This is a genomic window from Klebsiella sp. RHBSTW-00484 (assembly GCF_013705725.1).
Classification (GTDB): Bacteria; Pseudomonadota; Gammaproteobacteria; order Enterobacterales; family Enterobacteriaceae; genus Klebsiella.
On record NZ_CP055481.1, the window covers coordinates 2,930,999 to 2,956,284 of the forward strand.

Genomic DNA, 25,286 nt, shown 5'->3' on the forward strand with positions numbered 1-25,286 from the left:
GTTATTGTTCTGGAAATAGGGTGCGATAAACCGCCTGGACCTGATCCTGGCTCACGCTGCACGGCGCGTTATTCATTAAACGTTTGACGTTAAGCGCCGCTTCGCTCAGCTCAATGATGCTCTCCTGCGGTACGCCCAGCGCGGCAAGGTTATCCGGTAGCTGCAGGCGTTTTACTAGTGCGGCAAGCCACTCAACCAGCGCATGAGATTTCTCTTCCTCGCTGAGGGTCTGGTCGGCGTCGGGGATCAAATCCCAGACTTGCGCAAACTTCGCTACCGCGTGCGGACGCACCACCTTCATACAAGGTGCCAGCAGGATGGCGTTAGCCACGCCGTGCGGCAGGTGGTATTTGCCGCCAAGCGGATAGGAGAGGGCGTGGACCAGATGGGTGCCCGCATGGTTAATTGCCACGCCGCCATAATATGAGGCCCACAGCATTTCCAGCTTCGCGGTCAGATTCTGCGGCTCGGTCACCGAAAGCTCGATATTGCGTACCAGTTTGCGCAGGCCAATCAGCGCCGCGTTATCGCTAACCGGGTTAGCGACGGTTGAGGTAAAGCACTCAATCAGGTGGCACAGTGCGTCAATGCCGGTCGAAGAGGCGATATGCGCGGGCATGCTGGTGGTCAGTTCCGGCAGCAGGGCAACATAATCCGGCAGCAAAACCGGCGAGATAATCCCCACCTTGGTGTTCTGTTCCGGGATCGCCAGGATCGCGTTCGGCGTGGCTTCCGAGCCGGTGCCCGCCGTGGCAGGAATTAACAGCGACATCACTTTTTGCTGCGGCTTTTCACCTGCCAGCAGCGCGTCCAGCCCCGGCGAGCAAGGATGCAGCAAAACGGAGAGCAGTTTGGTCACGTCGAGGACGCTACCTCCGCCGATACCGACCACTAATTCCGGCTGACTTGCGCCAACGAGGTTCTGGATCTGCGCCATATCATGCTGGCTCGGCTCGGCAGGGACCGCATCAATCACCTGTACCTGACGTCCTTCACCTTCCAGAATCGCGCGGATTTGCTGAGCAGCGTCAAGTTTGCCGACGTTGGCGTCGGTGATCAGCAAAATGCGCTGTTTACCTGCCAGCAACGGAACCAGGGCAGTAAACGCGCCCGCGCCGCTAATCACAGTGCTGTTAATGGTTGCCACTTCCTTTCTCCTGTCTTATGAATGATTAAATTTAATCATCCGTTATTCGGGTCACTCACATTGTGGGTGAAGTTATAATTTATACGGCGGTTTAATAACTTGAGCTTGCTCACATTTAATCAATTGTGATTGAATATAATCATAAACAGTTTCGAACAGCGAGAAAAGGGAAAACGATGGGCAGCGGTGATAACAAGGTGCTGGTGCTGGCAGATGACTTTACCGGTGCCAATGACGCAGGGGTTAGCCTGGCGGAGACTGGAATGCGGGCGGAAGTGGCGTTCAGCGCCAGCTATCAGGGAGAAGCGCAGGCGCTGATCCTCAATAGCGATAGCCGTGCGCAGCCCGCTGTAGAGGCGGCGCGGCGGGTCACGCATTTACTACAGGCGGTTTTGCCGCGTTTGCAGCCGCGCTGGACGGTAAAAAAAATCGACTCCACGCTGCGCGGGAATCTTGGCGCAGAACTGGACGCAGCAATGACGGCGCTCAACTGCCCGATCGCGGTGCTGGCTCCTGCCTTCCCGGCGGCAGGTCGGGTGACGCGGCAGGGTAAGTGCTATGTGCACGGCTTGCCGGTTGATGAGACTGAGTTTGCAACTGACCCGAAAACGCCGGTTAGCAGTGCTGATATCGCCACCGTGGTGGCACAGCAAAGCAATGCGCGCTGTTCACGGGTGACGGTCGATACGCTGGGGGCTGCGCTGGCGCAAACCGTAAACGCAGCAAGCGTGCTGATCGTGGATGCAGAAGAGAACGCCCAACTGGACGCCATTATCGCGGCAGTGGCTGAATCTACGCAGCGGGTGCTGCTGGTGGGGTCTGCCGGGCTGTGCGACGCTCTGGCGCGAAACCTGGCCACCGCGCCGCACGGGCCGCTGCTGGCGGTCGTTGGCTCGATGAGTGAAATCGCTCAACAGCAAGTCGCATGCCTTGAGAAGCATCCTCGCATCACACGGGTAGAAATTGATGTCGCCATGGCCTTTGGCGGCGACGCAACGGCAGATGCCCGGCGCATTGCCGCGGTGTTGAGCGAAAACAATCATTGTGTGGTTACCACTCGTCCCGATAGCGAGGCGCGAAAGGGGATTGAAGCCCTGTGCCAACGGCATGGGGTCGATCGCACTTCCCTCGGCGAGCGTATTTGCGCTTATCTGGCGCGCGTCAGCGAACTGGCCATCGCGCAAAGTCAGCCGGGAGCGCTCTATTTATCCGGCGGTGATGTGGCTATCGCCGTCGCGCAGGCTCTGGGAGCCAGCGGATTTCATATTACAGGTCGCGTGGCGCAGTGCGTGCCGTACGGCAATTTTCTGGGTAGTAGCTGGCAACGGCCGGTAATGACCAAGGCAGGCGGATTCGGAACACAAACCACCCTGCTGGAAGTCGTGAACTTTATTGAGGAGAAAATGAGTGACTAACATCATTGCGGTAACGATGGGAGACCCGGCAGGCATTGGCCCGGAAATTATTATCAAATCCCTGGTTGAGGGGAAACTGAACGGCGCACCGGTTGTGGTGGTGGGCTGCGCGCAGACGCTGCGGCGGATCCTGGCGATGGAGATCACTCCGCGCGCCGAGTTGCGAATCATTGATAATCCCGGACAGGCACAGTTTAGCCCCGGCACCATTAACGTTATCGACGAACCGCTGGCCGACCCGGAAGGGTTACGCGTCGGGGAAGTGCAGGCGCAGGCGGGCGATTTGGCCTACCGTTGCATCAAGCGCGCGACCGAACTGGCGATGGCCGGTGAGGTTTTTGCGATTGCTACCGCGCCGTTGAACAAAGAAGCGCTGCACCTGGCAGGACACAATTTCCCGGGGCATACCGAGATGCTGGCCCATCTGACGCAGACCAAAGATTACGCGATGGTGCTGTATACCGATAAGCTCAAAGTTATCCATATTTCCACCCACGTCGCGCTGCGCAAGTTTCTCGATACCCTGAACCAGCCGCGAGTCGAAACGGTGATTGGTATCGCCGATAGCTTCCTGCGTCGGGTTGGCTTTAGCAATCCGCGCATTGCCGTCGCAGGCGTTAACCCGCACGCCGGGGAAAACGGTCTGTTTGGTGATGAAGAGATTCGTATCGTCGGCCCGGCCGTTGAAGCGATGAAAGCCAAAGGGTTGAACGTGACCGGCCCATGCCCGCCGGATACGGTATTTATGCAGTGCCACGAGGGACTGTTTGATATGGTGGTGGCGATGTATCACGATCAGGGGCACATTCCGCTAAAACTGCTCGGGTTTTATGATGGGGTGAATATCACTGCCGGACTGCCGTTTATTCGTACATCCGCAGACCACGGCACGGCGTTTGATATTGCCTGGACAGGTAAAGCTAAGTCTGACAGCATGGCTACCTCTATTGAGCTCGCCATGCAAATAGCACAGGAATAACATGAAGGGATATAACCGGTTAGAGCAGATTATGGATTATCTGAAGAGCCATAATCTGGTGACAGTGGATCAGCTCGTGGCGGTGACCAACGCGTCGCCGGCAACGATTCGCCGCGATCTGATTAAACTCGATCAGGAAGGGGTGATTAGCCGTACTCATGGCGGCGTGACCCTTAACCGGTTTATTCCTTCCCAGCCGACGACGCAGGAAAAATCCCAGCGTAGCCTGCAGGAAAAATACGCCATCGCCAGCGCGGCGGCGGCGTTAGTCAAGGCCGGGGATGCCATTGTCCTCGATGCCGGGACGACGATGATTGAACTCGCTCGGCAAATTACTCATCTGCCGCTGCGAGTAATCACCAGCGATCTGCATATCGCTCTGTTTTTATCCGAATTCAAGCAAATCGAAGTGACCATTATCGGCGGGCGTATTGACGACAGCAGCCAGTCCTGCATTGGTGAACACGGTCGCCGACTGCTGCAAAACATCTGGCCCGATCTGGCTTTTGTCAGCTGCAATGGCTGGGATCTGGAGAAAGGCGTCACTTCGCCAACAGAAGAAAAAGCGGCGCTCAAGCGCGATTTAATCGCCAATGCCCGGCGGCGAATTCTGCTGGCGGACAGCTCGAAATACGGTGCCTGGTCGCTGTTCAACATCACTCATCTCGATTCGTTAACCGATATCATCACTGATGATCACCTGCCGGAAGAGACGCGCGAGATGTTAGCGCATATTCATCCCCGACTGCTCATTGCTGACTAGCCGGGAGCGCGGATTACGGCAAACGGGCGATATTGGCTTTAATCACCTCAATAGAGTGGCGGAATTTCTCCGCTTCGTCGTCGGCTAATTGCAACTCAATAATCTGCTGCACGCCGCTTTGCGTCAGCACCGCAGGAACGCCCGCCGCCGCGCCGCTCACGCCATACTCGCCATCAAGAATGCACGACACCGCCAGCGCACGATGGCTGCCGGTGAAAATATTGCGGCAGATCTCAGCGATGGTCCCGGCAACGCCATATTCGGTGCAGCCTTTACCCGAATAAATTTCAAACCCCAGCTTGCGCACTTTTTCGGCAATCAGCTCCCGGTCCAGCGCTTTGCCGGTATGTTTTTGATAAACGTCACCGATGGCTGAACCGTAGACCGCCGAGTGCGACCATACCGGAAACTGGGTATCGCCATGTTCGCCGAGGATAAAGGCATCGATACTTTGCGCGCCGATGTCCAGCTCCTGGGCCAGCACCCGGCGCAGGCGAGTGGTATCCAGCCAGACGCCGGTGCCCAGTACCTGATTACGCGGCAGGCCTGAAAGTTGCCACACCTGCCAGGTGATAATGTCGCAAGGGTTAGTGGCAATCAGAAAGATGCCGTTGAAGCCGCCGTTCATCATCTGCGGGACGATACTTTTGACGATTTTCGCCGTGTTGGTCAGTTCGTCCAGGCGCGTCTGGCCCGGTTTGAGAGCGCCGCCGGAAACGGTGATCACCGCGATATCGACATCGGCGCAGTCGCCGGCTTCCCGTGTGGATATCGTCATCATTCCCGGCATGTAAGCAGCTGCATCACTGAGGTCCTGAGCGTGGGCTTCGGCGCGGGCTTTGTTCAGATCAACGAGGATCAGCTCCTCGCAGATATTCTGGTTCAACAGGGCATAGGCCGCAGAGGCGCCGACGTTTCCGGCCCCGATAATCATCACCTTACGCGCTTTGGTATTCATCATTTTTTCCTGATAACAGACATCGTGCCGCAAAATTACTGCGCCTCAAGGGGTTAGCGCAAGAGGGGGCGGGAGCTATAAGTTAAAGCTATGGCGGTTCAGCGTACGCCTCGCGTTACAGTGCGCTTAAAAAAGGAGCTTATTTATGTATACCATCGCCGCGACCCCGCTGGACCACCCGGAATTGAACGCCTTGATCGCCCAACTGGACGTCTACCAGCAGGCGCTTTATCCGGCCGAAAGCAACCATCTGATAGATCTTAGTGCGCTGCCGCCTGAATCGGTGATTGCGCTGCTGATCCGCGACCCTCAACAGCAGGCTGTTGGCTGTGGGGCAATTGTGCTGGGGGAGGAGGGCTTTGGTGAGATGAAGCGGGTATTTATCGACCCGACCCATCGCGGTCAGCAGCTTGGCGAGAAACTGCTGGCGGCGCTGGAAGAAGAGGCTTTACGGCGCGAGTGCCACACCGTGCGTCTGGAGACCGGCATCCATCAGCATGCGGCCGTGGCGTTATATACCCGTAATGGCTATCAGACCCGCAGCGCCTTCGCGCCGTATCAGCCGGACCCGTTAAGCATCTTTATGGAGAAACTGCTGCTTGTCGATCTTCGTTCAGCAGTTCTATAAACGCTTCAAGTTGACGGGTTTTCGCCCCGCGACGCCACACCAGACAGGTCGTTAGCCATCGCCACTCTTCGGCCAGCGGCCAGGCGGAGACCTGCTGATGGCCTGGCATGCTCTCCAGCATGCTGCGCGGGATCAGCGCCAGCCCGGCCCCAGTAATCACGCAAGCCAGCATCCCGTGATAGGACTCCATTTCGTGAATTCGACCCGGCGTGGCGCGATCGGCATGGAACCAGCTTTCAAAATGACGTCGATAGGAACAGTTGGCGCGAAACGCGTAGACGCTGGCTCCGTTCACTTCGCTGGCACGAGCAATGGGCGGGTGGCCCATTGGTGCTACGATCATCATCTCTTCCGGGAACACCGGTAACCCTTCAAGCCCCGGATGTACCACCGGACCGTCAACAAAGGCCGCGCTAAGATTGCCTTCAAGTACGCCGTCGATCATGGTGCCGGAGGGGCCGGTGGAGAGGGCAAGATGAATCTTTGGGTAGCGCTGATTAAAGTGCGCCAGCGTAGTAGGGATGCGCACGGCGGCGGTACTTTCCAGCGAACCGAGCGAAAACAGCCCCTGGGGTTCATCCCCGGCAACCACCATGCGTGCCTCATCAACGAGAGCCAGAATTTGCTGACTATAGCGTAAAAAACTGTGCCCGGCGGGCGACAGGCGCAGGCGCTGGTTTTCGCGGATAAACAACTCGACGCCGAGATCTGCCTCCAGTTGGCGAATACGGGTCGTCAGGTTTGACGGCACGCGATGTACCTTTTGCGCGGCCTGAGTGATGCTGCCGGTAATAGCGACGGCGTTGAACATCTCGAGTTGGGTCAGATCCATAGCATTCTCTTTTTGTGAAAATGTTGCTTAATATTATTCATTTTTAATGAACGGTAGGGTAAGCCAGAATAAGGTCACTTCGCAATCAACACAGAGAGAAAAACGATGAATTTATCTGCAACTCATGCGGTTTCCGTGAATCCGACGACAGGTGAAATGGTGTCGTCTCTGCCGTGGGCGACCGAACAGCAAGTCGATTCAGCGATTGCCCTTGCGGACCAGGGTTATCGCCAGTGGCGCAACGTCAGCGTGGCGAACCGCGCGGCGGCGCTGCGTAACGTCGGCAGCGCGATGCGTATCCGCGCTGAAGAGTTGGCGCAAATGATTAGCCTTGAGATGGGCAAGCCGATTGCCCAGGCGCGCGGCGAAGTCGCTAAATCAGCCAATCTTTGCGACTGGTATGCCGAGCATGGTCCGGCGATGCTTAGTACCGAAGCGACTCTGGTTGAAGACAATAAAGCGGTGATTGAATTCCGCCCGATGGGTCCCATTCTGGCTATCATGCCGTGGAACTTCCCGGTGTGGCAGGTGCTGCGCGGTGCGGTACCGATTCTGCTGGCAGGTAACAGCTATTTGCTCAAACATGCGCCGAACGTGATGGGCAGCGCGGCGATAATGGGTGAGATCTTCGCACAAGCGGGCGTCCCGGCTGGCGTGTTTGGTTGGGTTAATGCTACCAACGACGGCGTTTCACAGATTATTAACGATTCGCGTATTGCCGCCGTGACCGTCACCGGCAGCGTGCGGGCCGGGAAGGCTATTGGCGCGCAGGCCGGTGCGGCGTTGAAAAAATGCGTGCTGGAGCTGGGTGGCTCCGATCCGTTTATCGTGCTGAACGACGCCGACCTCGACGAGGCGGTAAAAGCCGCGGTGATTGGTCGTTATCAGAATACCGGGCAGGTCTGCGCCGCCGCAAAACGCTTTATCGTTGAAGCGGGGATTGTTGACGCCTTTACGCAGAAATTCGTCGCCGCCGTCGCCGCGCTGAAAATGGGCGATCCGCGCGATGAGCAGAACTATGTTGGGCCAATGGCGCGCTTCGACCTGCGCGATGAGCTGCATGAGCAGGTGCTTGCAACCTTAAAAGAAGGCGCAACGCTGTTGCTGGGTGCGGAGAAAATCGAAGGTGCGGGTAACTACTATGCGCCAACGGTGCTGGGGAACGTCACCGCCGAGATGACCGGTTTTCGTCAGGAGCTGTTTGGCCCGGTGGCGACCATCACCGAAGCACGAGACGCCGACCACGCACTGGCGCTGGCAAACGATAGCGAGTTTGGCCTCTCTGCGACGGTTTATACCACCAGCGAGGAGCAGGCTCAGCGTTTCGCCAGTGAGCTGGAGTGCGGCGGAGTGTTTATCAACGGCTACTGCGCCAGCGATGCCCGCGTGGCGTTCGGCGGGGTGAAGAAAAGCGGATTTGGTCGTGAGCTATCCCACTTCGGCCTGCACGAATTCTGCAACGTGCAAACCGTCTGGAAAGATCGTCGCTAACCTCCAGAAAACCCCCGGCTCGCGCTGCGCTCAGCCGGGCTACGGGTTCACAATCGCCTGTGGACCGGTAGTCCAGACAGGTGCGCCAGCACCGCCTCCGGGAAAACAGATTGCAATGTTGCTGCAGATATCTCCCCCGGCTCGCACTGAGCTCAGCCGGGGTACGGGTTCACAATCGCCTGTGGACCGGTAGCCCGGACAGGTGCGCCAGCACCGCCTCCGGGAGCTTTTGACCTTTCCCAATGGTACTCCGTACCCCCGCATATCTAATTTCCGGCAGAGCACATGTAAATAAATTGTTTCTCAGCGGCCGCGACCGCTTCTAATAATGCAGACATGTTAATTCACATGAGCCTGCTAAATGTCTTATCGAATCAGTATCCTGGATAAAAGCCCGCTGGCAGCCGGGGAAACGGCAGCACAGGCGCTAGCGCGTACATTAACGCTTGCGCAACAGGCGGAAGCCTGGGGCTATCACCGTTTCTGGATTGCCGAACACCACAATACCGACCAGCTCGCGAGCCCGTCGCCGGAGCTGGCGATCGCCTGGATCCTCGGACAAACCCGTAAAATTCGCGTCGGCTCTGGCGGCGTCATGCTGCAACACTACAGCCCGTACAAAGTGGCGGAAAATTTCAATATGCTCGCCGCCATTGCGCCGGGGCGCGTTGATCTTGGCGTCGGCAAAGCACCCGGCGGCCTGCCGCTCTCCACTCGCGCTTTACAACAAGGGCTTAATCCACAGGAAAAAGGCTCATTCGCTGATCAACTTGCGCAACTGGATAACTGGCTATCGCTAACCGATGCCGATGGTGAAGAGAGCGTGCGCGCCACGCCGATCCCGCCGCGTCGTGCCGATGGCTTTCTCCTGGGAGCCAGCCTTGAGAGCGCACAGCTGGCGGCACAGCTTGACTGGAACTTTGTCTTTGCCGCTCATCTCAACGGCGATAAAAATCTGCTGCGCGACGTGCTGACTCGCTGGCGTGAACTCAGCCGTCGCGAGGCGATTGTCGCGGTTCAGGTGGTGGTCGCTGAAGATGCCGCCACGGCAACCGAACTGGCGAAACAGGTAGAAGTGTGGGGCGTTGAGCTGGAAAACGGCCAGCGGGTGAGCGTTGGCAGCGAAGCGCAGGCGGCGGCGTTTGCCCGTCAGGCGGGCAGCAGGCCAACGCGTATTGCCCGCCGGGAATCTGCCGTGTTGTTTGGTACCGCGGAAGAGGTGAAAGCGCAGCTCGATGCGCTCCAGTCCGCCTGGAACATTGACGAATTTATTATCGACACCCCCATTACCGACGGCGCGGCGCGTCTTAACTCCTTACGCCTGCTGGCCCAGGCGCATCTGAGCGCGGAGGTGCAGCCATGAGCTTTGACGAGCAGTTAATTCGCTGGCGGCGCGAGCTGCACCAGTTCCCGGAACTCTCGTTGCAGGAAGTCGACACCACTGCGCGTATTCGCGACTGGCTGCAAAGCGGTGGTATCAACTTGCTGCCTTATGATCTGAAAACCGGCGCGGTCGCCGAAGTCGGTTCCGGCGATAAGGTGATTGCTCTGCGTGCCGATATCGACGCATTGCCCATTGAAGAGGCAACCAGCGTAGCGTTTCGCTCGCAAAATGCCGGGGTGATGCACGCCTGTGGGCATGATATCCATACCAGCGTTATTCTTGGCGCGGCCCTTTTGCTTAAACAACGCGAAGCGCAGCTTGCGGGACGAGTCCGCATTCTGTTCCAGCCAGCGGAGGAAAACTTCGGCGGCGCGAAGACCCTGATCCGCGCGGGCGTGCTGGAGGGCGTATCGGCGATTTTCGGTATGCATAATGAGCCGGGCCTGCCGGTCGGTGAATTCGCCACCCGTGGCGGCGCGTTTTACGCCAACGTCGATCGCTTTGTGTTTAAGGTGACCGGTAAAGGTGCGCACGCCGCACGGCCCCATGAAGGCAAAGACGCTATCCTGCTGGCCAGCCAGCTAGTCACTCTGCTGCAAAGCGTTGCCAGCCGCGAAGTGAATACCCTTGATTCCGTGGTGCTTAGCGTGACGCGTATTCAGGGCGGCAATACCTGGAACGTGCTGCCGGAAAGCGTTGAGCTGGAAGGGACGCTGCGCACCCACAGCAGCGAAGTTCAACAGCGGGTAAAAGCCCGGGTTAGCGAAATCGCCGCCGGGTTCGCCAGCGCCTTCGGCGCGCAGATCGACGTGTTCTGGTATTCCGGTCCGACCGCACTGGTGAATGACGAACGCTGGGCTGCCTTTGCCAGCGACGTGGCCGATAAATCTGGCTACCGCACGCACCATGCGGATTTACACCTCGGCGGTGAAGACTTTGCCGTTTATCTCCAGCATATCCCCGGCGCGTTTGTCAGCATCGGCAGCGCCAGCGAATTTGGTCTCCACCATCCGGCGTTTAATCCGGATGAGCGTTTAATTGCCCCGGCGGCGCACTATTTTGCCCGCCTGGCGGAACAGGCACTTCAACAACTGTAGATTTTGACAAGGGAAGGGTTAACGATGTCTGAACAACGGCAACTGCGCATTGGCACGATATTACATGGCGCATCGGGAAATATGTCAGCATGGCGTCATCCGGCTGCGCTGGCGGACGCCAGTATTAATTTCGATTTTGTTAAGCAAACGGCGCTAAAAGCGGAAGAGGGCAAGCTAGACTTTATTTTTGTTGCCGACGGTTTATATATTAATGAAAAATCGATCCCACATTTTTTAAATCGCTTCGAACCGCTGACGGTATTATCCACCCTGGCGGCGGTGACTTCGCATTTAGGCCTGGTTGGTACTCTGTCGACCTCCTACAGCGAACCCTTTACCACCGCGCGCCAGTTTGCCAGTCTCGACCACCTGAGCGGCGGTCGCGCAGGCTGGAACGTGGTGACCTCGCCGCTGGAAGGCTCAGCGAAAAACTTCTCCCGTGCGCAGCACCCGGACCATGCCCTGCGCTATCGCATCGCCGATGAATATTTGCAGGTGGTGAAAGGGCTATGGGACTCCTGGGAACAGGATGCTTTTGTGCGTAATAAACAGAGCGGGCAGTTTTTTGATAAAAATAAGCTGCACACTCTCGACCACCACGGCGATTTCTTTAAAGTCGCCGGGCCGCTGAATATTGCCCGCACGCCGCAGGGGCGTCCGATTATCTTTCAGGCCGGTGCCTCCGATGACGGTAAAAAGCTGGCGGCGACCCATGCTGATGCTATTTTCACCCATCAGGAATCGCTGGCGGAAGCACAGGCTTTTTATCGCGATGTGAAAAGCCAGCTTGCGGCGCATGGTCGTCATGAGAATACGCTACATATTTTCCAGGGCGTCAGCGTGATTGTGGGCGATAGCGCCGAAGACGTGGAACAGCAATATCAAACCACCGCCGCGCTGGTATCAATTGACGATGCGCTGAATTATCTCGGTCGCTATTTCGAGCACCACGACTTTGCCCAGTATCCGCTGGATGAACCCTTCCCGGATATCGGCGACCTCGGGCAGAACAGCTTTCGCAGCACCACTGATGAGATTAAACGCAACGCCCGCGAGCGCAGCCTGACCCTACGCCAGGTGGCGCTGGAAGCCGCCAGCCCGCGCCCGCGTTTTGCCGGGACCGCCGAAGAGGTGGCCGATGGTTTGCAACTGTGGTTTGAACAGCGGGCGGCGGACGGTTTTATTATCCAGGGCGGCACGCCGGATACCTTCCCGCGCTTTGTGGATCAGGTGGTGCCGATTCTTCAGCAGCGTGGGTTATTTCGCCACGACTATCCCGGCACCACGTTGCGCGAAAGCTTAGGGCTGGCTGAGCCCGTGAATCAATTCCAAAAACAATAATAGAGAACACTCGCTATGCAGAAAAAATCATTCTTACTGGCGCTTGCGCTGGCCGTTAGCACCTCATCGTGGGCGCAGAACGTCAATATCAACGGCACCGGCGTGAGCCTGGAAGCCAACAAAACGCCGATTCATACGGCGAAAAACCCGCAGGCCATCGCGCAGTTGCCGAAAGGCCTTCACCTGGCCGTGCCGGGCAAACTGACCGTCGCGGTGGCGGCGCTAAACTCGCCGCCGCTGACCGTTTTCTCCGACGATAACAAAACCCTGCTCGGCAGCGAGGTGGATATCGCCCGCCTGGTGGCCGATAGCCTCGGGCTGGAGCTGAACGTGGTCCCCACCTCTTGGGAAGACTGGCCGCTCGGCGTCGCCTCCGGCAAATATGATGCCGCAGTCAGCAATATTACCGTCACCAAAGAGCGCAAAGAGAAGTTCGACTTTGCCACCTACCGCAAGGATTCGCTCGGCTTTTACGTGAAGAGCACCAGCCCGCTGAACAAAATTGAAAAAGCGGAGGATATCGCCGGGCTGCGGATCATCGTCGGATCCGGCACCAATCAGGAAGCGATCCTGCTGGCGTGGAATGCGGAAAACGTCAAGAAAGGGCTGAAGCCGTTTACCCCGGTGTATACCAAAGATGATGCCGCCCAGACACTGGCGCTGCAATCCGGGCGTGCAGATGCGTTCTTCGGTCCGAACGTTATTGGCGCGTGGAAAGCAGCGCTGACCGGCAAAACCAAACTGGTGGGTAGCGTTGACGGCGGCTGGCCGAAGGCGGCGCATATCGCGGTAACGGTGAAAAAAGGCAGCGGCCTGGTAGAGCCAGTACAGACGGCGCTGAACGGCGCAATTCAGAGCGGCGACTACGCCAAAGTGCTGAACCGCTGGGGCGAAGGGGTGGAGAGCATTCCACAATCTGAAATTAACCCGGCCGGACTTGGCGACTAACAGGAGGCGTTATGCGCGATATCTTCCGCGATGTGTCTCCGGAAACGCCGGAGCTACAGCCGATAATTGAGGGGCTGTTTGGCGAATACGCCTCGCGTTACGGTGATTATTTTTCCCGTGATGCCGAAGTCGAGCTGACCGAGTGGTACCTGGCTCCGCAGGGGCTATTTATTGTGCTGGAGCGCGACGGCGAAATTATTGCCACCGGTGCGTATAAGCCAAAAGATGCCAGTACCGCAGAAATCAAGCGGATCTGGACCCATCGAGGTCTGCGCCAGCAAGGACTGGCGGGGAAAGTTGTGCAAGAGCTGGAGCGCCGGGCGTTGCTTGCAGGCTATAGCCACATCTACCTGACCACCGGTTTTCGTCAACCGGAAGCGGTACGGCTCTACCTGAGCCAGGGCTATGAGGCGCAGTTTGACCTCAATCGCGACCCGGAAGAGTACAGCCTGCCGCCGTTTGATGGTCGGCTGCGCTTCACGAAAGCGCTGGCGGTCAGCGCGCTAAGCCAGAGCGCTTAAGGAGCCAATATGCATAACCCGGAAACGATTAAGGTTGTCCCCGCACGCTATCCGCTGCGGGCGGTTGGCGCGGTGCTGGCGCTGCTGGCGCTGGCAGTGGTCATTCAGTCCGTTGCTTTTAACCCGCGCTGGGAGTGGGGCGTCTTTGCCCGCTGGTTCTTTGACCCGGTGATCCTCGAAGGGTTGGGGCAGACGCTGCTGCTGACTTTACTCGGTACGGTGCTGAGCGTCATTTTAGGCGGACTGCTGGCGCTGGCCCGACTCTCCAGCTCATGGCTGCTGAGCAGCCTCGCCTGGGGTTATATCTGGCTGTTCCGCTCGCTGCCGCTGATCGTGGTGCTGATTATTCTCTACAACTTCTCTTATCTCTACGACACGCTGTCGATTGGCATTCCGTTCACCGGCATTAGCTGGGCCAGCTATGAAACCATCAACGTACTGGGGCAGTTTTCCACCGCCGTGGTTGGGCTAACGCTGGTGCAGAGCGCTTACACCGCCGAAATTATTCGCGGAGGCTTCCTTGGCGTCGATCACGGTCAATATGAAGCTGCGGCGGCGCTGGGGCTTCCGGCCAGCCGTCGCACCCTGCGCATTATTCTGCCGCAGGCGCTGCGCACTATTTTACCGGCCGGTTTTAACGAAATTATTAGCCTCGCCAAAGGAACGGCGATGGTCTACGTGCTGGCGATGCCGGAGCTGTTCTACACCATCCAGATGATCTACAACCGCACTCAGGAAGTGATCCCGCTGCTAATGGTTGGGGCCGCCTGGTATCTGGTGATCACCAGCGTGCTGTCGCTGATTCAGTATCTGGTCGAACGCGGCCTGGCACGCAGCGAACGCCGTTCAGCGGTCAATAGTGCACGCAGCAGCCGTCGCGTTGAACCCGTTCGTCGCCCACAACCGCAGGAGCCCGTTCATGCCCAACTCTCATAATGGTCATATTTCCATTACCGGCGTCAGCAAATATTTCGGTCGCCATAAAGCGCTCGATGACGTGTCGCTGGAAATTAAACCTGGCACGGTCACGGTGATCCTTGGGCCGTCCGGTTCGGGAAAATCGACGCTGTTGCGGGCGATTAATCACCTGGAGCGTGTCGATGAAGGCTTTATCCAGATTGATGGAGACTATATTGGCTACCGTCGTAAAGGCGATAAGCTGTATGAATTGAAAGAGAAAGATATCCTTCGTCAGCGGGTTAACGTCGGTTACGTGTTTCAGAACTTCAATCTGTTCCCGCACCTGACGGTGCTGGAAAATCTGATTGAAGCGCCCATCGCCCATAAACAGGTAACCCGCAAAGAGGCCATTGAACGCGCCTATGAACTGCTGGATGTCGTGGGGCTGCGCAATAAAGCCGACGCCTGGTCACGGCACCTTTCCGGCGGTCAGCAGCAGCGCATCGCCATTGCCCGCGCGCTGGCGCTCAAACCGCGAGTGATTCTGTTTGATGAACCGACCTCCGCGCTCGATCCCGAGCTGGTGGGGGAAGTGCTGGATGTGATTAAAAAACTGGCGCGCTCCGGTACCACTCTTGTTGTGGTGACCCATGAAATCGGCTTTGCCAAAGAAGTGGCGGATCAGGTGGTGTTTATGGTCGACGGCAAGATTGTCGAGCAGGGCAGCAGCGATGAGGTGCTCAACCATCCGCAGCATCAGCGCACGCGGCAATTTTTATCGAGGGTACTACCGGCATGAGAAATGGATTTTTTGCCCTGACACTTTTCACTCTGTCTGCTGGTACGCAGGCGGCAATCGACCTGCGCGCCAATGAGCAGCCGCTGCCGGTGACGCGCGATGAACAGGCAATCGCGAAGATCCCGGTAAACTATCGGTTCGTTGAACCTGGAACGTTGACGGTCGCTATTTCAGCGCTCAATTCGCCGCCTCTGGCGCTGCTGGCCAGCGATAACCGCACGCGTATCGGTAGCGATCCGGATATCGCCAGGCTGCTGGCCGGGAGTCTTGGGTTGAAGCTGAAGCTGGTCCCCACCGCCTGGGAGGACTGGCCGCTGGGGATCACCTCCGGGCGCTACGACGTGGCGCTGGTCAATATTGCGGTGACCGAGCAGCGTAAAGAGAAGTTTGATTTTGCCACCTACCGCGTCGACTCGCTGGCGTTTTCCGTGAAATCCACCAGCGATATCGCCCGTGTAAACGGTCCGGCGGATCTTTCCGGCAAAAAGGTGATTGTCGGTTCCGGGACCAATCAAGAACGAATTCTACTTGGCTGGAATGCCGAAAACGAAGCCGCCGGGCGCAAACCGGCGCTGCCCGTCTACTTGACCGATGACGCTTCCGGCAACCTCTATATTCAGTCCGGGCGGGCGGATGTGTTCTTTGGTCCTCAGTCGGTGGCGGCTTACAAAGCGGCGCTAAGCGGCAAAACTAAAGTCGTGGGGCTGGGGCCGAAAAAAGCTTACGTCGCCACTACCACCAAAAAAGGCAACGGACTGGTCTTTGCGCTTCAGGCCGCGCTGGATGGCGCTATTGCTCGCGGAGAGTACCAGAAGGTGCTGGCTCGCTGGGGCGAGCAGGGCGAAGAGGTGGCGCAATCGCAGGTTAATCCGCCGGGGATAACTTACTAAAAAAACCGCTGTTCCGCAGGAGTGTGATGCGAAACAGCGGGGGCGAATTCTCGCCAGGTCTTAAATTAAGCGGTACGCGGGGTCAGGGTCAGGCGGTCCAATGGCCCGACGATAAACAGATAGGAGAACAGGCCCAGCACGCCCATGGAACCGACGTACAGGATGGCGTAATCAAACGACTGGGTTTTAGCAAGGATCACCCCAATGACCAGCGGGGTGATGATGCTTGCCAGGTTGCCGCACATGTTGAATACGCCGCCCGCGATGCCGAGCATCTCTTTTGGCGAGGTGTCGCTGAGCACGCACCAGCCCAGGTTGCCAAAGCCCTTAGCAAAGAATGCCAGGCTCATGGCAGCGATCACCACCACTTCTGAAGAGGTGTAGTTGGCGACGACAATCACGCAGGAGAGCAGCATGCCGCAGATCACCGGTAGCTTGCGGGCGGTGGTCAGGCTGTAGCCGCGCTTCAGCAACCAGTCCGAGAACACGCCGCCCAGCAGGCCTCCGATAAATCCGGCAATCGCCGGGATACTGGCGACAAAACCAACCTTGAGGATCGACATACCTTTGGCCTGGTAGAGGTAGGTTGGAAACCAGGTGAGGAAGAACCAGGTAATCGACGTGACGCAGAACTGACCGATATAGACCCCGATCATCATGCGGTTGACGCAAACGCTTTTAATTTGCGCAAGGGTTAATTTCTGCTGTGTTTTTTTGCTGCCTAATTCCGGCTCGCCGCCTCCTTCACGAATATAATCGAGCTCCTGCTGATTTATTGCTGGATGATGTAACGGGTCTCTGACCTTAATCAGCCAGAATATCCCCAGCACGACGCCAATAGCGCCAATATAATAAAAGACATAGTGCCAGCTGAGATTGTGCAGAATAATCGTCATCAACGGCGTAATAATGCCCAGTGAAATATACTGCGCGGCTTGATAAACCGAAGTCACGAATCCACGTTCTTTATTCGGGAACCACTGAACGCTTAAGCGACTGTTGGCGGGAAAGGCTGGTGCTTCGATGGCACCCATCATCAGACGCAGGATCACCAGGACTACCAGCGGGCTGGCGAACATAAAGATAGTGCCCTGGAACATCGTTACCACTGACCAGCCGATCAGCGCGCAGCCGTAGACCAGACGCGAGCCATATTTATCCAGCAGCCAGCCGCCGGGTATTTGCATAATAACGTAGGAGATACCAAATACCGAAAAGGCCAGACCCATTGCCTCCGGGTCAAAACCTAACTCTTTACTCATAATTGGCGCGACGACGGACAGCGTTGCCCGGTCAGCATAATTAAATACGGTGGCCAGAAATAAAAATAATAATATACCGTAACGCACGTTGCTGCGTTTTATTTGCTGTTGCATTTTAATCAACTCCTTTGCAGGGTTGTGTATTTTGGGTACAGCCAAAAAGAGGTTTTTCCCCGGCAGGGCTACGGGTTTTCAGTCGTCTGCGGGCCGGTAGCCCGGACAGATGCACAGCATCGCCTCCGGGAAAATGTTGTTTTCTCCCGGCGCGGCGCTTGATGCGCCGTCATCCGGGAAAATCGATTATGGGCGTTTACCAAACTCGCAGCTTTGCTGGGTCCAGCGGCGGGCCTGTTCGCTCAGGGTAAAGCCGAGACCGTGGCGCTCAGAAACCCACATCCGGCCATCGCGTAGCTCAAGCTGCTCATTAAATAGCGGATTCAGCCACTCGAAGTGCTCCAGCCACGGCTCCAGCGGATAGGCGGCGGCAAGGTGCAGGTGGACTTCCATCGCAAAGTGCGGAGCCAGCTTACGGCCATGCTTCGCCGCCAGGTCCATAATCTTCAGGAACGGAGAGATCCCGCCAACGCGTGGGGCATCTGGCTGCACAAAGTCGCTGGCATTACCGAGGATCAACTGTTCATGTTCGCGGAAGCTGGTCAGCATCTCACCGGTCGCAATTGGCGTATCCAGCGCGGCGGCGAGCTGCGCGTGGCCTTCGACATCGTAAGCATCCAGCGGCTCTTCAATCCAGATAAGATTGAACTGCTCCATTTTGCGTCCCATACGGATGGCGGTTTCGCGATCCCACTGCTGGTTGGCGTCCACCATCAGCGGGAAATCATCGCCCAGCACTTCGCGCACCGCCGTCAGGCGACGGATATCTTCAGCCGTGTTTGGCTGGCCAACTTTCAGCTTGATCCCACCAATGCCGTTTTCACGGGAGATAGCGACATTTTTCAGCACCTGATCCAGTGGCGTATGCAGGAAGCCGCCGGAGGTGTTGTAGCACTGCACGGAATCGCGATGCGAGCCGAGCAGTTTCGCCAATGGTAACCCGGCGCGTTTGGCTTTCATGTCCCACAGCGCAATATCGATAGGGGAGATGGCCTGCACCGCCATACCGCTACGACCAACCGAAGCACCAGCCCATAGCAGTTTGGTGTAGATCTTGTCGATATCGTTCGGGTCTTCACCGAGCAGGTTATCGGCAATCTCTTTGGCGTGGGCGTAAATGCCCTGGCCGCCTGCACGCTTGGAATAGCTAAAGCCAACCCCTTCAAAACCGTCGCGGGAGCGGATTTCGGCAATGATAATCGCCACTTCGGTCAGCGGTTTTTGCCGTCCGGTGAGGACCTTGGCATCGCTGACGGGGGTCGCCAGCGGCAGGAAGGCCAGCGACAGTTTGACGTGTTCAATGCGATCGCCGGTTTCAGCGGCGGTTTTGACGCCGGAAGCTTTGGCGTAAGTCACGGACTCGGAATTAGCGCTAGAGGTCATGGTAAGTTCCTTTTGGATTAAAAATGTTTGCGCTAACATTTTTAATCCTGATTTTGTTTTTGTGCCACGACGTTGATTTTAATTTGTACAAATGATCACAATTAACGGTTCTTAATGGTAAAATTATGCAATGCATATCACGTTCCGAAGAGATTTGTGAATATTCACAATGCATAATGATAGCGATAACATTTTATTTTGCAGGCCGTTGATTCTATTGAGGATGCGCGGGAGCAGGCTGGCAATTGCGTAGGGCTTCATCAATAATGCCCACAACAAACGACTCAACACGGGGACTTAGTCGTGAAAAGCAGAAAACCGACGCGTGCACCGACGCTGGATGATGTTGCCCGTACCGCCGGGCTGTCGTCGATGACGGTCAGTCGGGCGCTGAATACGCCGCAGCTGGTCAGGCCGAAAACGGTAGAAAAGGTGATGCAGGCGGTGCAGGCCACGGGCTATATCACCAACGCGCTGGCCGGTGGCCTGGCGTCACGGCGCAGTAAACTGGTTGCGGTGGTGGTACCGCAAATCAACAACAATATGTTTGTCGATACCATCCAGGCGCTGAGCGATACCCTGGCGGCGCGCGGTTACCATATGCTGCTGTGCGTGGCGGGCTACAGTCGGCAGACCGAAGCCGAGCTGGTGGCAACCCTGCTTTCGCGACGCCCGGACGGCGTGGTGTTGACCGGGATCCAGCACGCTCCGGCGCTAAAGAAAACCATTCTTAATGCCGCCACGCCGGTGGTGGAAATTTGGGATTTGACCCCGACGCCGCTGGATATGCTGGTGGGCTTTTCCCATGAAAAAGTGGGCGAGACCATCGGCGAGTACTTGCTGGAAAAAGGCTATCGTCGTCCGGGACTGCTGTGGGCAGGGGACTCGCGTGCGACGTTGCGTAAACAGGGGCTGTGCGCCCGGCTGGCTAAAAATGGCCTTGATGATGTACCGCAGGTTGAAGTACCGCTTCCGGCGTCGCTGGCGCTGGGACGCAGCGGGCTGGCTGAGCTGCTCGATTCCTCCGAGTTTGACGTCATTGTTTGCAGCTCCGATACCCTGGCGCAGGGGGCGATTATGGAAGCCGAAAGCCGCGGTCTGCGCGTACCGGAAGACCTGGCGGTGATCGGCTTTGGCGATCTGGATTTCGCCGCCAGCAACCGTCCTGCGATTACCACCGTCAGCGTTGACCGCCACGCCATCGGTGAGCAGGCGGCAACTTTGTTAGCCGACCGCATCGAAGGCAGCGGAGAAGAAGAGGTGATTGTTGATATCGGCTTTCACCTGGTGGTGCGGGAGTCGGCGTAGATTTGTTAAAGGGGGAATGGGGTATTGCAGAGCAATGTTAAGGCCCCCCGGTCTGTGATAGCTTTATCGTTCTGACAATAAGGAGCCTGCTATGCCACACGTAGATATTAAATGTTTTCCCCGCGATCTGAATGATGAACAAAAAACGGCGCTGGCCGCCGATATTACCGAAGTGTTGGTTCGCCATCTGAGCAGTAAAGACAGCTCGGTGAGCGTGGCCCTCAAGCAGATTGAACCGAGCGACTGGCAGCAGGTCTGGGACAGCGAAATCGCCCCGCAGATGGAGCAGTTGATTAAGAAACCGGGTTACAGTATGTAACTGCGCTTCCTTCCCGGAGGCGATGCTGCGCATCTGTCCGGGCTACCCACCTTCAGCCGTCTGTGAACCTGTAGCCCGGGCCAGGCGCTTTGCGCCGCGCCCGGGGGGAAGACCGCACCGTGCTGCTGTATCAGAACCAAATCTCCGTCTGCACGCCGAAGTTCCAGTTACCGCCGGCGGTAAAGCCTTTGCTGCCGAAATCGTCGTTAATCGCGTAACGATCCAGGTCTTTATCCCAGTTCATCCACGTCACGAAGAAACGGATCTCCGGGCGCGCTTTAATATCAAACACATCGCCCACTTTGAACGTCGGGGCGAAAGTCAGCTTATAAAAATCGCCGCTCACCGCCTGGTATTGATGTACGCCGTCGTTGTAACGATAGCTTCTCCCGTTTGGATTGAGGTCCATATACTGCCAGGAAGCCTCATACAACAGGGCGAAGTTGCGGGTGATCCCCTGAGACACCCGCAGGTTGAAGGTGGCCCAATCATAACGGTCGCCATCGCGGTAGCGGTCTTCGCTGTGCTGGGCGATAACCGATGGAGCCAACTGCCAGTTTTTCCCCAGCGGCAAAATTCCGTATGATGCAAAGCGCAAGGATTTTGCATTCTCGGTGAGATCGCCATCGCTGCCGGGCTGACGTGCTTCGGCCCCAAGGCCGCCGCCGTACTGTAAGGCGCTTTCGGATACCCCCGGTGCCAGGCCGTAGAACTGCTGCTTATCGTGATAAGCCAGCATCGCGTAATAACCGCTCTTCGCCGTATTATCGCTACGCAGGGCATAGCTACCGGTGGTCGAGGTGTTATCCTTCAGGTCATCGTTGCCCTGGGCAGTCATCGCCGTGGTCATCAGCTGCCAGTTTTTCCAGAAGTGGTTCGCCGTGAACATCAGGTTCTGAATATCGTTGTCTTCGTAGTTATCGCTACCCAGATCGCCGAAGTTACGTGCATAAACCGAGTAATCACCGCGCAGATGGCTGCCCCAGGCCACGTCGTTGATGCCGCCGCCGGTACCACCAAGGAACATAATGTCGCTATCGGTAAAGTGAATATCGAAGTTATCGCGGTCGAAACGCTTGCCCGCCCAGATGGAGGCGCTCTTAAACGGCCCGGAAAAATCAGCGAAGTTGCCCATTTCAACGTACAGCTGGCGTACGTTAAGGTGGTGGCTGTCGTTATCCTGCACCCACGGGTCCGGATTGGTCGCGCCATCGGCGAGCATGGTTTTAAAGTGCGCCCATGACCCGTCGCTGAAGGTCATTTTCTTGCCGAAACTCAACTCCACATAGTTATCTTTTTCATTGCCGAGACGGCCAACGTGGGCATCGCCATTGAGCGAACTGGCCGGGGAGATCCCAGGACCGCCGCGCGCGCCTTTACCGTGGCTATCAACCAGCATCCCGGAACGGGCGTAAGCGTTAAATTCAAAGCCGTCGGTAAGGCTGGATTTTGCCAGCTGTTTGTCGGTGGCCTGCTGTTTTTGCTCGGTCGCTGCGGTGCGCTGGCTCAGGCCCTGTACCTGTTTTTCCGCTGCCGCCGCGCGCTGTTCTGCGGCGCTGGTGCGTTGTTCAGCCTGCTGTGCCCGACGGTTGGCTTCTCCCGCTTCTTGCTCCGCATGATTAAGCCGGGCCTCCAGCTGCGCCAGCCGTTGTTCGATGGTGAGAGGCGCTGCACTCGCGCCCCAGGCCGAAAAAAGGGCGCAGCAAACCGCTGCGCTAATCAAAGAGATACGCATACGAATCCTTATTTTTCCAGAAGTAGTGCGGTGTTGTACGCCTTACAGGGCGTGGTTTTCTCCAGATACCGACGAAGTGTCCGACGGTGCGCGGCGTCCGGCGTCGAGGTCGGCGCGGATCTGCTCGTACTGGTCGTCCAGGCGATAGAAGCGACCAATCCACAGCATCGAGGCGACAATCAGCAGTGCCGGAATGTAGAGATAACAGGCTTTAATCGCCAGCATCGCGCTGTCGCTTTGCGCCTGGTTGGCGATATAGCCGCCGGAAGAGAGCAGCACGCCGGTAATCGCCCCCGCGCCTGCCATGGCGACTTTGCCGAGGAATCCGTTGATCGAGGTTAAAATCCCGGCGGTATTGATACCGGTTTTCCATACCCCGTAATCCACAGGGTCGGCCTGCATCGAGAAGTAGATCGCCGTGCGTTGCCCTGCGCCAAGCGACAGCACGACGGCACCGGCAATGAGCCCCCAGCTGTTGACGCCCGCCGCCATCATCATGCCCATACCGATAAGGTTAATCGCGCTGGCAATCAGATAAACGTGGCGTTTTTTCATGCGGCTGGCGAGCAGCGGCACGGTGAGGGTGCCGAGTAGTGGAACAAAAGTGGAGATCCCGGCAACGATCGCCGTCAGATCGTTATTGCCGACGTAATAGTGGAAGAAGTAAACCAGCGCCCCGGTCTGGAAGAAGAACGCACCCCACATCAGGAAAATATTAATGGCGAACACAAACCACGGACGGTTGGCGCGCAGGCTGACCCAGGCGCGTTTTAAGGTCATGCGTTCCTGAGTAATGCTGATATTTTCTTTGACGTTACGAAAACTCACCAGCAGGAAAAAGGTGGCAATCACGCCGAAAATCACCGCGGTATAGAAGAAACCGTGTTCCTGATTACCTTTGCCCAGCGCGCCGACGAGCGGTAGGGTAGCGACCGCAACAATCGTCGCCCCAAGCGATCCCAGCAGAATACGCACCGCTGACAGGGTCGTGCGCTCCCGCGAATCGTTCGTCAGAAACGGCAGCATCGCGCAGAACGGAATGTTGACGATGGTGTAGAGAAACGACAGGCACAGATAGGTGATAAACGCATAAATCAGCTTACCGGTGGTGCCGAAATCGGGCACGTAGAAGGCCAGAATACACAACAGCCCAAAAGGCACTGCACCAATCAACAAGTACGGACGACAGCGACCCCAGCGGGTGGTGGTGTTGTCGATAACCAGCCCCATCAGTACGTCGGCAACGCCATCTACCAGACGCGTGACGAGGAACATCAGGCCGACATAATAGGCAGGAAGGCCCATCACGTCGGTGTAAAAGAACATCAGATAAAGAGAAATCATCTGCCACACGAGGTTGCAGGAGAGGTCAGCGATGCCGTAGCCAACGCGCTGCCGCCACAGGGTAAAAGTTGTTTCTGCCATAAAATGAACTCGCTAATCGTTGTTGTTAAAGTCCGTACTGGCGAATAAACCAGGCCGGGGTACAGCTCCACGCATGGCAATAACTGTTTATCAGTTTGCTGCCATAAGGGGAAAACTCAGGGCGCGCCGGGTCAAAAATTTCCCAAAAGGTGTCAGCGCCGTAATCGACCATTGCGCCCCAGTAGGCTTTGATCTGCGCAATCGCCTCCTCGCGCAGCCCGCACTGCAAGAGGGCGGCGATATAGTGGTGGCGCAGATAGGGCGTGTTCATGGCGATAGCGGGGGGATTTTTCTCCAGGTTACGCATAATCTCCTGGCGCTGCTGAGGAGTACCGATTTCCGCCAGTACCAGCCAGATTTGCGAAGCCCACGAGACCTGTCGATGTGCGCCGCTAACGTAAAAGCCTTGCTGTTGGTCCCAGAGTTCACTTAGTGCCGCCGCTTTGAGCTGCTGTAAGCGGGTTTTGTAAGTTGCCGCGAGTTCAGGCTCAAAGCGTTCAGCCAGCCAGATGGCACGTTGCAGGCAGTAAATCAGCACTCCTTGTGCGGAGGCCTGTTTATTCAGCGACTCTTGCCAGTCGATAAATACCCACCAGTCGTCGCTATCGCGCACAAGGCCTGAGTCGTCGCAGCGGGTTAGCGCCAGTTCAATCTGACGCTTAGCCGTGGGCCACAACTCGTGAGCGGTGGCAATATCCTCAGCGCTTTGCAGATAGTTGTAGAGAACATCGACAAAAAACAGGGAGTAATCAAACAGGAAGGTGTCATCAGCAATGACATCCGGCTGGACGAAAACGTTGGCCGACACCATGCCATCTTCACGGGTATGCCCGGCGAAAAGGTACAGACAGCGACGCACAAGATCGTGTCGGGCAAAGGTGACATCGTTAACCAGCGCCTGCAGGCGTAAATCGCCGAGCCACAGGCGGCGATCACGTTTGGGGCCGTCTTCGAAGACTTCCTGCATGCAGTTTTGCAGAGTCAGAACGGCAATCTGGTCGATCTCTTGCAGTTGCGGATCGGCGGAGATGCTCGCTGGACAAGTTTGGGTAGCCGAGGTCACTGCGTTCACCTGTATCTGGTCGAAACGCAAGCGGAATTTACTCGATACCGCTTTGACCTCGATTTTCAGGAAGCGGAAGCAGTAGCGGCGCGGCAGGTCAAGCTCTGCGGGCAGTACGTCAAGCCACAGATCCTGCTGCTGTAGCCAACTGCTGCTGAGCCAGCCCTGGTATTCGCTGAAGGGTTCGCAGACTTCGCTGAGAGTTTCGCCAAAGGTGAGTTGCAGGTGTGCGGGGGCGTCCGGCGGGCTTCCTGCGCTCTGGCAGAGCAAATGCAGGTAGCCGACGTAGTGGCTGCCAAAATCGATGATAACGCTATCGCCGCTGGTCAGTTCGCGCTGATAAAAGGCCTCCAGGGTACTCACCGTTTCGGCACGCCAGCCAAATAGCGCGCGGGAGTCGGCCCGGGCTTCTATCACGGCGACAGGCGGGTGTAGTTCGCTGCGCAGCGCGGGCCGGAGCGCCTCAGCGGTGCGTAAAAAATCCTGGTGACGGGTCATCTTGACCTGAGAATTATGCTGAATAGCCTGTGACATACTGCGTCCTCTGTGTTTATTTGAGTGCAGCATAAGATGCCGCTGCCTGC

Annotated in this window: 21 protein-coding genes and 1 pseudogene; 14 read left to right on the forward strand and 8 right to left on the reverse strand. The window is 57.1% G+C overall.

Features of this window, described 5'->3' with window-relative positions; all coding sequences use genetic code 11:
• Window position 1 precedes the first annotated feature (1 nt).
• Entirely contained in the window at window positions 2-1,147 is a 1,146-nt protein-coding gene (locus HV213_RS13970) for an iron-containing alcohol dehydrogenase (RefSeq protein WP_181486121.1), read from the reverse strand.
• Between the two features lie 176 nt (window positions 1,148-1,323).
• On the opposite strand from HV213_RS13970, the gene dtnK reads away from it, so the two are divergent.
• From dtnK to HV213_RS13985, 3 genes are read left to right on the forward strand one after another with little or no spacing between them, the layout of a single operon-like run.
• Window positions 1,324-2,562 carry a D-threonate kinase gene (gene dtnK / locus HV213_RS13975; protein ID WP_181486122.1) on the forward strand — a complete coding sequence of 413 codons (1,239 nt, stop codon included), beginning with the start codon at window positions 1,324-1,326 and terminating at the stop codon, window positions 2,560-2,562.
• Window positions 2,555-3,541: a D-threonate 4-phosphate dehydrogenase gene (locus tag HV213_RS13980; protein ID WP_181486123.1), complete on the forward strand. Its 987-nt coding sequence runs from the start codon at window positions 2,555-2,557 to the stop codon at window positions 3,539-3,541. The genes dtnK and HV213_RS13980 overlap by 8 nt, the downstream gene beginning before the upstream one ends.
• Before the next feature lies 1 nt (window position 3,542).
• Window positions 3,543-4,304, forward strand: coding sequence for a DeoR/GlpR family DNA-binding transcription regulator (locus HV213_RS13985; RefSeq protein WP_181486124.1), 762 nt, complete (start codon window positions 3,543-3,545; stop codon window positions 4,302-4,304).
• 13 nt (window positions 4,305-4,317) lie between these two features.
• On the opposite strand, the gene HV213_RS13990 is transcribed toward HV213_RS13985, so the two are convergent.
• Window positions 4,318-5,262 carry an L-lactate dehydrogenase gene (locus HV213_RS13990; RefSeq protein ID WP_181486414.1) on the reverse strand — a complete coding sequence of 315 codons (945 nt, stop codon included), beginning with the start codon at window positions 5,260-5,262 and terminating at the stop codon, window positions 4,318-4,320.
• A 145-nt stretch (window positions 5,263-5,407) separates the two neighbouring features.
• Between HV213_RS13990 and HV213_RS13995 the strand changes: the two genes are divergently transcribed.
• Entirely contained in the window at window positions 5,408-5,890 is a 483-nt protein-coding gene (locus HV213_RS13995) for a GNAT family N-acetyltransferase (RefSeq protein WP_181486125.1), read from the forward strand.
• Here the strand turns inward: HV213_RS13995 and ptrR are convergent.
• Window positions 5,844-6,722: a putrescine utilization regulator PtrR gene (ptrR, locus tag HV213_RS14000; RefSeq protein ID WP_142513863.1), complete on the reverse strand. Its 879-nt coding sequence runs from the start codon at window positions 6,720-6,722 to the stop codon at window positions 5,844-5,846. The two genes, HV213_RS13995 and ptrR, sit on opposite strands and share 47 nt — an antisense overlap.
• A 105-nt stretch (window positions 6,723-6,827) precedes the next feature.
• On the opposite strand from ptrR, the gene sad reads away from it, so the two are divergent.
• The 8 genes and pseudogenes from sad (at window position 6,828) to HV213_RS14045 (ending at window position 16,093) form a co-directional block, all read left to right on the forward strand.
• On the forward strand, window positions 6,828-8,213 hold the full coding sequence (sad, locus tag HV213_RS14005) for a succinate-semialdehyde dehydrogenase (RefSeq protein ID WP_181486126.1): 1,386 nt from the start codon (window positions 6,828-6,830) through the stop codon (window positions 8,211-8,213).
• Between the two features lie 361 nt (window positions 8,214-8,574).
• Window positions 8,575-9,576 (forward strand): MsnO8 family LLM class oxidoreductase, encoded by a 1,002-nt coding sequence (locus HV213_RS14010; protein ID WP_181486127.1) that lies wholly within the window; start codon window positions 8,575-8,577, stop codon window positions 9,574-9,576.
• Window positions 9,573-10,694, forward strand: coding sequence for an amidohydrolase (locus tag HV213_RS14015; RefSeq protein ID WP_181486128.1), 1,122 nt, complete (start codon window positions 9,573-9,575; stop codon window positions 10,692-10,694). The genes HV213_RS14010 and HV213_RS14015 overlap by 4 nt, the downstream gene beginning before the upstream one ends.
• Window positions 10,695-10,718: 24 nt before the next feature.
• Window positions 10,719-12,983 (forward strand): annotated as a pseudogene (locus HV213_RS33245) (NtaA/DmoA family FMN-dependent monooxygenase).
• A gap of 11 nt (window positions 12,984-12,994) precedes the next feature.
• Entirely contained in the window at window positions 12,995-13,504 is a 510-nt protein-coding gene (locus HV213_RS14030) for a GNAT family N-acetyltransferase (protein ID WP_181486131.1), read from the forward strand.
• A gap of 9 nt (window positions 13,505-13,513) precedes the next feature.
• Window positions 13,514-14,440 (forward strand): amino acid ABC transporter permease, encoded by a 927-nt coding sequence (locus HV213_RS14035; protein WP_181486132.1) that lies wholly within the window; start codon window positions 13,514-13,516, stop codon window positions 14,438-14,440.
• A complete protein-coding gene (locus HV213_RS14040) occupies window positions 14,424-15,203 on the forward strand; it encodes an amino acid ABC transporter ATP-binding protein (protein WP_181486133.1) in 780 nt (259 codons plus the stop codon). The genes HV213_RS14035 and HV213_RS14040 overlap by 17 nt, the downstream gene beginning before the upstream one ends.
• Window positions 15,200-16,093: an ABC transporter substrate-binding protein gene (locus tag HV213_RS14045; RefSeq protein WP_181486134.1), complete on the forward strand. Its 894-nt coding sequence runs from the start codon at window positions 15,200-15,202 to the stop codon at window positions 16,091-16,093. The genes HV213_RS14040 and HV213_RS14045 overlap by 4 nt, the downstream gene beginning before the upstream one ends.
• 65 nt (window positions 16,094-16,158) lie before the next feature.
• On the opposite strand, the gene HV213_RS14050 is transcribed toward HV213_RS14045, so the two are convergent.
• Both HV213_RS14050 and HV213_RS14055 read right to left on the reverse strand, forming a co-directional pair.
• Entirely contained in the window at window positions 16,159-17,469 is a 1,311-nt protein-coding gene (locus HV213_RS14050) for an MFS transporter (protein WP_181486135.1), read from the reverse strand.
• A 186-nt stretch (window positions 17,470-17,655) separates the two neighbouring features.
• The gene (locus HV213_RS14055) at window positions 17,656-18,852 is read right to left on the reverse strand and encodes an L-talarate/galactarate dehydratase (protein ID WP_112214251.1); all 1,197 of its coding nucleotides are present in this window, start codon (window positions 18,850-18,852) and stop codon (window positions 17,656-17,658) included.
• A 303-nt stretch (window positions 18,853-19,155) separates the two neighbouring features.
• Between HV213_RS14055 and HV213_RS14060 the strand changes: the two genes are divergently transcribed.
• On the forward strand, window positions 19,156-20,160 hold the full coding sequence (locus HV213_RS14060; protein ID WP_181486136.1) for a LacI family DNA-binding transcriptional regulator: 1,005 nt from the start codon (window positions 19,156-19,158) through the stop codon (window positions 20,158-20,160).
• Window positions 20,161-20,251: 91 nt separating this feature from the next.
• Complete coding sequence (gene pptA, locus HV213_RS14065) at window positions 20,252-20,479, forward strand: tautomerase PptA (RefSeq protein WP_142465925.1); 228 nt, start codon at window positions 20,252-20,254, stop codon at window positions 20,477-20,479.
• A 130-nt stretch (window positions 20,480-20,609) separates the two neighbouring features.
• Here pptA and HV213_RS14070 read toward each other — a convergent pair whose 3' ends face one another.
• Genes HV213_RS14070 through HV213_RS14080 form a run of 3 tightly spaced genes read right to left on the reverse strand, consistent with a single transcriptional unit; the run spans window position 20,610 to window position 25,236 of the window.
• On the reverse strand, window positions 20,610-22,214 hold the full coding sequence (locus HV213_RS14070) for a carbohydrate porin (protein WP_181486138.1): 1,605 nt from the start codon (window positions 22,212-22,214) through the stop codon (window positions 20,610-20,612).
• Between the two features lie 42 nt (window positions 22,215-22,256).
• On the reverse strand, window positions 22,257-23,639 hold the full coding sequence (locus HV213_RS14075; protein WP_181486139.1) for a glycoside-pentoside-hexuronide (GPH):cation symporter: 1,383 nt from the start codon (window positions 23,637-23,639) through the stop codon (window positions 22,257-22,259).
• 25 nt (window positions 23,640-23,664) lie between these two features.
• Window positions 23,665-25,236, reverse strand: a complete 1,572-nt coding sequence (locus HV213_RS14080) for an alpha-L-rhamnosidase-related protein (protein ID WP_181486140.1) — start codon at window positions 25,234-25,236, stop codon at window positions 23,665-23,667.
• Between the last annotated feature and the right edge of the window lie 50 nt (window positions 25,237-25,286).